This window comes from Vibrio sp. ZF57, from assembly GCF_001691235.1.
GTDB classification, from domain to species: Bacteria; Pseudomonadota; Gammaproteobacteria; order Enterobacterales; family Vibrionaceae; genus Vibrio; species Vibrio crassostreae_C.
Window position 1 is genome coordinate 38,279 of record NZ_MAKD01000083.1, and the last position, 9,097, is coordinate 47,375.

8 protein-coding genes are annotated in these 9,097 nt (G+C 44.3%); 7 read left to right on the top strand and 1 reads right to left on the bottom strand.

Features of this window, described 5'->3' with window-relative positions; all coding sequences use genetic code 11:
- Window positions 1–64 precede the first annotated feature (64 nt).
- The 7 genes from A6D97_RS11635 (at window position 65) to A6D97_RS11665 (ending at window position 8,203) form a co-directional block, all read left to right on the top strand.
- The gene (locus A6D97_RS11635) at window positions 65–1,441 is read left to right on the top strand and encodes an O-antigen ligase family protein (RefSeq protein WP_065584428.1); all 1,377 of its coding nucleotides are present in this window, start codon (window positions 65–67) and stop codon (window positions 1,439–1,441) included.
- Between the two features lie 92 nt (window positions 1,442–1,533).
- The gene (locus tag A6D97_RS11640; RefSeq protein ID WP_017068359.1) at window positions 1,534–2,319 is read left to right on the top strand and encodes an acyltransferase; all 786 of its coding nucleotides are present in this window, start codon (window positions 1,534–1,536) and stop codon (window positions 2,317–2,319) included.
- Window positions 2,312–3,430, top strand: a complete 1,119-nt coding sequence (locus tag A6D97_RS11645; RefSeq protein WP_017066742.1) for a glycosyltransferase — start codon at window positions 2,312–2,314, stop codon at window positions 3,428–3,430. The genes A6D97_RS11640 and A6D97_RS11645 overlap by 8 nt, the downstream gene beginning before the upstream one ends.
- Complete coding sequence (locus A6D97_RS11650; protein ID WP_017063900.1) at window positions 3,427–4,851, top strand: Wzz/FepE/Etk N-terminal domain-containing protein; 1,425 nt, start codon at window positions 3,427–3,429, stop codon at window positions 4,849–4,851. Before A6D97_RS11645 ends, A6D97_RS11650 begins: the two co-directional genes overlap by 4 nt.
- Before the next feature lie 398 nt (window positions 4,852–5,249).
- On the top strand, window positions 5,250–6,350 hold the full coding sequence (locus tag A6D97_RS11655) for a glycosyltransferase (protein WP_065584429.1): 1,101 nt from the start codon (window positions 5,250–5,252) through the stop codon (window positions 6,348–6,350).
- Window positions 6,347–7,534: a glycosyltransferase family 2 protein gene (locus tag A6D97_RS11660; protein ID WP_017065796.1), complete on the top strand. Its 1,188-nt coding sequence runs from the start codon at window positions 6,347–6,349 to the stop codon at window positions 7,532–7,534. Before A6D97_RS11655 ends, A6D97_RS11660 begins: the two co-directional genes overlap by 4 nt.
- A gap of 9 nt (window positions 7,535–7,543) precedes the next feature.
- Window positions 7,544–8,203 (top strand): sugar transferase, encoded by a 660-nt coding sequence (locus A6D97_RS11665; protein WP_017063903.1) that lies wholly within the window; start codon window positions 7,544–7,546, stop codon window positions 8,201–8,203.
- Between the two features lie 253 nt (window positions 8,204–8,456).
- Here A6D97_RS11665 and A6D97_RS11670 read toward each other — a convergent pair whose 3' ends face one another.
- Complete coding sequence (locus A6D97_RS11670) at window positions 8,457–8,972, bottom strand: GNAT family N-acetyltransferase (RefSeq protein WP_065584430.1); 516 nt, start codon at window positions 8,970–8,972, stop codon at window positions 8,457–8,459.
- Between the last annotated feature and the right edge of the window lie 125 nt (window positions 8,973–9,097).

The window sequence follows — 9,097 nt, forward strand, 5'->3', positions numbered from 1 at the left end:
TAACTACGTCTTAAAAAGATTACGAGCCGAGTCCTAAAGAGTTTATTTGCCAATAGAGGTCACAATGGTCAACCCTGAAGCCAATAGATTGCCAGTCATCATCACGATCAGCACCTTGTGTGTTGGGCTTGGTGTTGTTTGGTACTTTGTGCCTCACCCTGCTGTCATTGTGGCGCTCGCTCTTGTGCCATTGGCCGGGTTATTCGTGTTAAACAAAACATTCTGGTTAGTTCTATTGTTCGTTGTCTTTTCATTTTTCCGAATTCACGAAGCTATACCTCAGCTCTATTCGCTAAAAATACCGCTGATGCTTTCATTAGGCGCTCTGTCGGCTCTTCTATGGCATGCATTAATCAGTAAAGAACTTAAAATCTTCTGGCACCCTTGTTTAAATTGGCTCGCCATATTTTGGGTATTGGTTTTCATTGGTATTATCTTCGCGTCCAACAGGCCAATAGCACTAGCAGAATTCAAGGGCGTTTATTGGAAAATTATAGTGATGACGCTTGCGATTACTTGGCTAGTAAACACCACGGAAAATCTCGCAAAAACCGCGATGACGATTATCTACGCTGGCGCTTTAGTCAGCTCTATTTCCGTGTACAACTCAGTAAATGGTATTGGGCTTGTCGAGGGCTCACGCGTGACTATTGGCCGCGATTTTGGCTCTATGTTAGGTGACCCGAACGACCTAGCACTGGTACTGATGTTCCCACTCGCCTTTACAATAAGCCAAGCCACCACGACTGGCATCTCACGATCCAAACGTTTAATCAGTGCCTTAGTTTGTCTGTTACTGCTCGCCGCCATTATTGCCACTCAAAGCCGTGGCGGATTACTGGGTTGTATTGCGGTGATTGGTATTTTTGCGTGGAAGCTAGTGCGCTCTAAAGTTCTCTTAATCTCAGTGGGAACTCTCGCGGCCGTGGTGCTCTATTTAGTTGCTGGTATCTCAGACAGATCTTCTGGTGGTGCCGCTGAACAAGGTATCGATGAATCTGCAATGGGTCGAATCTATGCTTGGGAAGCAGCAATAAAGATGGCAGTTGAGAATCCACTGACCGGCGTAGGGTTGAACAACTTCTTCTCGAACTACTTCTTTTACAGTTCGCATTGGGACGGACTGAATCACGCCGTTCACAGTACCTGGTTTGGTGTGTTGGCAGAGACTGGCTTTATTGGTCTGATCATTTTTGTCTGCCTTATCGTTTCTTTGATCAAAACCTCTCGCTCTACGCTAACGAGGTTAAAAAACTCGGCCACAGAAATCTCCCCCGAGCTTAATGCGGTCGCCTATGCGATCTATGCAGGTCTGATTGGCACAATAGTGTCGGGGACATTTTTGACTCAAGGCTTCAACTGGCCGATTTATATCCTCGCAGCACTCACAGTTTGCGTCTCAAACGTATCTCAAACTGCCTGTCAAAATGAGAAAACCTAAAAGCTATATTTTAACTCATTGAAAATATTATATTTATTAAATGGCACAGTATATGAAAGTACTTCTATATAACAAAACAGAGGATTTTCATTATGACGTCAGTATCTATACATCAATTCAAACATTGGCTTAAGTTTCATCCTAATTCTCGAATTAGAAATGTGTTTTTCATTTTGAAAAACATCAGAAGCGCAGAGCTACCTACCCCTAAACTATTTAATCGCTGTCTATATCAAGCGCACAAGCTAGTGGTGAATCTGGTTTCTGGCTTTACGCGATTCTTCTACTGGACTCCGGCTTTCAAAGGTCGTGTGGCTCAATGTGGCAAACGCCTGTATTTGTATGGTGGACTGCCTTTCGTCAGCGGTCCGGTGCAAATTACGATTGGCGACAACTGCCGTATCTCTGGCCACACGACATTCTCTGGTTGTACTCAGCCACTTGAAGGCTTGGAACACCCACTATTGTCGATTGGCAACAACGTCGACATTGGTTGGCAGTCGACTATCGCTGTTGGCGGTAAAGTCGTTATCTCTGACAACGTACGAATCGCAGGCGGCGCTTTTCTATTTGGATACTCTGGACACCCGCTTGATGCAAAACGCCGAGCGCTAGGTGAAGGTGACGACCCTCAGCAAATCGGTGACATCATTCTTGAACCCGATGTTTGGTTGGGCACGAATGTGACGGTCAAAGGTGGCGTAACCATCGGCGAAGGTGCCGTAATAGCCGCAGGCAGCGTAGTAACAAAGAATATTCCTGCCTTCGCAATCGCAGGTGGCAACCCAGCTCGAGTTGTCGGTCACATCAAACCCGTTGAAGTGACAGAATCCGATATGTTCGATTCGTTAGAGACTCATGGAGGTGACCATGCGTGATTTAATCGTATTTGGTGAAGACTTTGGTGGCCTACCTTCATCGACTCAACATTTAGTTCGTCACCTTGCTAAGCAGCACAAAGTCTTATGGGTCAACTCAATTGGCTTAAGACAACCGAAGCTGTCCGCCAAAGATGTTAGCCGAGCGTTCAACAAGTTGTTTGGTAAAACCAAGGCCGTAACTCAAAACATGCTCGACTCTGAGGGACACGACAACATTACTATCGTTAACTTAAAGACAATCCCTGCGCCTGCTTCTAAATTTTCTAGAAAGTTGGCTCAGCAAATGATGTTGCACCAACTAAAACCGGTTATTGCAGAGCTTAATCTTAACGCGCCTATCCTATGGACTTCTCTTCCGACCGCTGTTGATTTGTGCGGACACTTAGGCGAGTCATCTGTGGTCTATTACTGCGGTGATGATTTTAGCGCGCTGGCTGGTGTTGATCATGACACCGTTGCACAGCACGAATCAGAGCTAATCGAAAAATCAACGCTTATATTCGCGGCTAGCAAAAAATTGATGGATAAATTTCCAAAGCATAAAGCGCACTTGCTACCACATGGTGTCGACGTAGACCTATTTTCAACACCCGCACCAAGAGCAAAAGATTTACCAAGCAACCACCGCCCTATTGCTGGTTTTTATGGCAGCCTTTCTAAGTGGCTTGATTATGAAATGATTGATCATGTTGCGAATGCGATGCCGGAATGGGACTTTGTTTTCATAGGTCCAAACGAGCTTGATACGCTCATGCTGCCTAAGTTGAGTAACGTACATTACCTTGGCCCTCGTCCACACCACACGCTACCAAGCTATTCTCAACACTGGGATGTGAGCTTGTTACCGTTTGTTGATAACGAGCAGATCCGAGCTTGTAGCCCACTCAAACTAATGGAATACCTTGCGGCGGGCACACCCATTATCACAACACCGTTCCCTGCTTTGGTTCCATACCAAGAGCACGTGACCACGGTTGGCAGTGCCAACCAAATGATTTGGGCGCTTGATCATGCACGCGAGCTAAGCAACTCACCTATCTCTGTCGTCGAACAAGAGAGCTGGCAGAACCGTGGTAACTTCGTACATTGGATGTTGGAGCTATTATGAATAATCTGAAATTGCGGTTATTAGTCATCATCAATGCGATGTGGCGCCAACGCTACGTTATCGTTCTGCCAATGCTTATTTTGCCCTTTGTAGGCTTTGGTGTGAGCAAGTTGGCTCCAACTAAATATGACGCGCATACCAGTATGTTGATTCAAGAAACGGCCAAGATGAATCCATTCTTGGAAGACATTGCCGTTTCGACGATGCTCAAAGATCGACTTAACGCATTGAGAACACTGCTTCACAGTCGACATGTGCTTTACTCGGTCGCTGATGAACTGCAATTAACCACGCCAGATATGCCTGAAATTGAGAAACAAGAGATCATTACTGACCTGTCTCAACGTCTAACGGTGACTCAGCTTGGAAAAGATTTTCTAAAGATAAGTCTAACGTCGAACACACCAAATGGAATGGAAGCGACGCTGCGCTCGGTAAGTGAACATTTCATTGAACAGTTACTCGCACCGGAACGTTCATCGATTGAAGATTCAAGTAACTTCTTGAAAATCCATATCGACAAACGTAGCGCAGAGCTTGCAGAAGCAGAAGAAGCGCTAGCTGCATACATGAATGAGAATGTTCATTCGACGCCTGAGGTACAGAGCCAAAGTTTGAATCGCTTAGCTTCACTCAAACAAACACTGGCAGAAAAAGAGGCCGAGTTATCGGGTGTCGAAAAAAGTTTAGGGTCAATCGACCAACAACTTTCAAGAACCAACCCTGTGATCGGTAAATTAGAAGACCAGATCATCGACATTCGTAGCGACCTTACCTTGTTACAAGCTAAATACACGGACAAGCACAGTGCTGTGCAAGCTAAAGTGCGTGAGCTAGACAGACTAGAGAATGAACGTAAGAGTTTGCTCGAGGTAACCCAGCCAACGATGAACAGCGACCAGCTTTGGGACATCGCAAGTAGTACGACACTGAACAAACTTTCTGATACCCAACCTCTTCTGGTCACTCAATTACACAGCCTACAGCTGGTTCGTGCTCGCTTTGAGTCTTTAACTGAAGAGACCAAAAGCCTTCGAACTATGATTTTCGAATTGGAACACAAGGCCAATAACTTCGGCGAAAATGCAAAAGAGATGTACCGCCTTAAACGTCAAGTTGAAATCAAACGTCAACTATATGATGAACTGACAGAGCGTTATGAAATGGCTCAACTAACGGGTTCGCTTGGTGTATTCGAGCAAAACAAACGTGTGAAGATTATCGATTTGCCTTTCACACCGAGTGTCAAATCTAACATGCCGACTTTTGTTTTTATTCTGGCTGGATTCGTTGCAGGTATCGGTTTGGGTATTGGTTTAGCGGTATTGTTTGAACTGTTTGATTCTTCAATCAAACGCAAAGACGAAATCGAAGATATCTTGGGTGTCCCTGTGATAACGGTGATCCCTAAAATGAGCTAGTCAGCCTCAAAGCCATTTTTGACTTGCTAGATTCACAGCTTTCTAATTTCCTAGCTTCGTGCTTCCTAGCTTTCTAATTTCCTAGCTTCGTGCATCCTAGAGCAAAACGCCAACACTCGGTTGGCGTTTTGTTTATTTAGAGCCCCAAGTTCTAATGCTACTTTCGATTTACCCAAGCCCTATGATTCAAACTGCCATTCGATTGTATTTTGTTTTGATTCCCATTTTGAGAAATGAAAACTGCCCTAGAATTAAATAATCTAAACAACTGAAAAATAACGGTTATTTAATTGGCACAACTCCTGCAATCTCCTTGTGTAGTTAAACGTTTTAAAGAAGTTACTTCAAGAGAAACGTCAGAAAGGCGAAACAACAATTATAAAGGCAGGGTCCAAACTATGAATACGCATTTAACGAAGCATGGCAAAAAGATCATACACGTTGTTCAGCACCTTGCACCGGGTGGATTAGAAACCCTAACTCTGGATTTGCTCCGCCTTGCTAAACCAACAGACCAAGTGTTGATTGTCAGTTTAGAGGGTACTAAACAAGAGTCTATAAACAACTGGCCGAAGCTAGAGCCATACAAAAAGCAAATCGTCTTTTTGGATAAAGCACCAGGCGTACAATTCAATATCATTATTAAGCTAATTAAAGCCTTCAACGCGATTCGCCCTGATGTGGTTCATACCCATCATATTGGCCCACTGTTATACGCTGGTTATGCCGCTCGCGTAACCGGGGTTCCAACTCGAATCCATACCGAACATGACGCTTGGCATCTGAACAACAACAAACGTCGTCGATTACAAGCGCTTGCTTTAAAAGCTGCTCAACCAACGTTAGTTGCCGACGCGACACGTGTTTATAACCAACTACGCACTGCTTTTTCTTATGAGAACATCATTACCATCAAAAATGGCGTTGATTGTGAGAAGTTTAAGCCAATGTCGAAAGAACACGCGAGAGCAAAACTAAACCTGCCGACAGACAAACACATCATCGGTTGTGCAGGTCGACTAGAACATGTCAAAGGCCAAGACCAACTTATTAAAGCACTGACTCTTTTACCTGCAAACATGGTTGTCGCATTGGCTGGCGGCGGTACTAAACGCAATCAACTAGAGCAACTGACTAGCCGCTTGAATCTGAGTGACCGAGTCATCTTTCTTGGCTTAGTTGAAGACATGACCACGTTTTACGGAGCGTTGGATACGTTCTGCCTACCTTCACGCCACGAAGGGCTGCCGCTTTCTACACTTGAAGCTCAAGCATGCAATATTCCAACCGTCGCAATGAATGTAGGAGCTGTCGATGAAACCTTATGTCCAGTCAGCGGCGCCCTCGTCAAAAGCGGCAGCATTGTGGGGTTAGCTAGTGCGCTATTAGAAAAGCAAAATGAGCGTTTTTTGTCACCTCGTCGTTACGTACTCGAAAACTTTGACATCATCAAAATGGTTTCGTCTTACAACGATATATCAGAAGGAGCTTACGCATGATTGATTGGTTGCTTGCGGGACTTTGTTTGTTTTCAGGTGCGTTGATTGTCTATCATCACGCAGCCTACCCTTTGTTACTGCGTTGGTATGCGAAAAGCCACCCCGCACGCAAAGTTGAAGAGAGTCATCGTTGCTACAAAGAGGAACAGCAAGATTGCACGTTGCCGACCATCACCGTTCTTGTTCCTGCATTTAACGAAGAACAGTGGATCGCAGACAAGATTCGTAACCTTGCTTCACTCGATTACCCAAAAAAGAAGTTGGAAGTCATTATCGCTTGCGATGGTTGCACTGATAACACAGTCGCCATTGCACAAATGACCATACAAGAAGCGATGTGCAGTGATGTCTATTTTGAGATACATGACCATCAAGTAAACCGAGGTAAAGTCGCGGTTGTTAATGAAGAAGTGACACGTATAACCAGTGATATCACGGCGATGAGTGATGTTTCTGCCCTTATTTCATTGGATGCTTTGCTTATAGCTGCCGCTCATTTTGAAAGTGACAAGGTTGGAGTGGTAAACGCAACGTATCAACTTTGTCCAACAGGCAATGAAGGCGAAAACACGTATTGGCAGTACCAAACCGCGGTTAAAGAGTCTGAGGCTTCGTTAGGTTCTAGCTTGGGTTCTCATGGCGCTTTCTACTTGTTTAGAACACACCTGTTTGAACTGCTTCCACTCAACACTATTAATGATGATTTCATCTTACCGATGCAAATCGTTAAACAAGGTTACATCGCCGAATACGAAACCCAAATGGTGGCATTAGAGCTAGAAGAATCGAACCTAGAAACAGACTTCAAAAGAAGACTTCGTATTTCAGCGGGCAACATGCAACAAGCGATTCGATTATTTGGCTTGTTCAGCCCGAAGTTTAAAGGCATCGCGTTTGCGTTCTTTTCAGGAAAAGGGCTTCGCCTACTCACTCCATATTTAATGATTGTGTGCTTAGTGTGCTCAATCTTACTTAGCAACTACTTGGTATTTGAAGCGCTGTTATGGGCTCAAGTTGCCGTTTATACCATTGGCGTCCTTGGCTGCATCTTGCCAAAGCGTCTAGTAAACAAACCTATTTCATTAATCTCTTATTTGATAGTTGGACACTACGCCAACTTCATTGGTGGCATTCGTTACCTAATCGGACTAGAAAACTCACCTTGGACACGAGCAAATCATTAAGGACTTATTATGATGAACATCGAACAGCTATCTACCCAAAACCTATACCAATACAAAATCTCACGTGCTAAACGTACTTTCGATTTTGTAAGCTCACTGATTGCTTTGATTTTGCTAGCGCCCGTATTTCCGTTGATTGCGATGGCGATTGCACTCACTTCTCGTGGCCCTATTTTCTACCGTCAATTGCGCGTTGGTAAATCGACACCGGAGAAAATGGAAATCTTTGAGATCATGAAATTCCGTAGCATGTACGAGGATGCAGAAACTCGCTCTGGTGCAGTTTGGGCTACCGCGAATGACCCACGAATCACGCCTGTTGGCCGCTTTTTGAGAAAGACACGTCTTGATGAACTGCCACAACTGATCAATGTACTGAAAGGTGAAATGTCTCTAATTGGCCCACGCCCTGAACGCCCTACTTTTTACACCAAACTAGAGAACGAAATTCCTTACTTTGCTGACCGTACATACGGTGTAATGCCTGGTATTACAGGGCTTGCACAAGTAAATCAAGGTTACGACACCTGTATTGATGATGTACGTCGTAAAGTAGGTTTTGACCACAGTTATGCACTAAGCCTATGTTCGGTTAAGTCTTGGATTGCCGCTGATCTCAGCATCATCTCTAAAACAATCATCGTAATGGTAGATGGTCGAGGTCGCTAAACCAGTATGGTCTAATGTGGATACAAAGCCTGTTTTCTATAAAGCCTTAGGGGGCGATTGGAAAGTCGCTAATGAAACACAGAGTGCCGAATTAGCCCACGTTAACTAGACTCGCTGCTCTCGGTTCTCAGTTGAATGGTGTAATAAGGTTTCTTCCCTATCAATTGACGTAAACATTGGCAATGAATGTATAACGCAGATGTGGCTTGAGTTAGGGATTAGAAATTAAGAGCTGAGAGCTCAGAGTTAAGAATTAAGAGTTAAGACGAGAAAGCTTATATTCATAGAAAACCACAGCACTTTCGTCAGAGGCTTGCTCAACAAAACCTAGCTTTTTAAGTAAGTTGGCAGAGGCTATGTTTGAACGATCGACACCGCCAATCAGTGTTGACCATGACTCCATTTTAGCGACTTCTGTGATGAAACCCTTCAGTAGCTCACTCGCTAAACCCTTGCCCCAGAACTCTTCTGCAAGCAAGTAGCCAATATGAGCATCACTTTCGTCTTCTACATAAGCGAACAGAAAACCAATCAATTGATTATCGTTGGATTTCACTTGAAGTAAGCGGCTCTCCGACAACATTCGATCGAGCCAAATTTCAGCCAGTTCACGTGACACAATACCGTGAAAGTATGGTGGAAGGTTTTCAACAACTGATGGGGTTAGAATGCCAGGCACTCGCTCAAGCAGAGCCGAACGTTCAGGAACAGTAAATTCACCTGCAACTTCTTCTACTTTTAGTCTTTGAGTTTCAAACGAGATCGCCATGTGTCCTGCCTAATTCGATAAAAATGTGGATTATACACCTGAGTTCTCGTATTGGCTTCGTTTCCAAACCATGTAGTGGTCAACTGATATTGGCCACGTTCCTAGAGTTTAACCAGAACAATCGT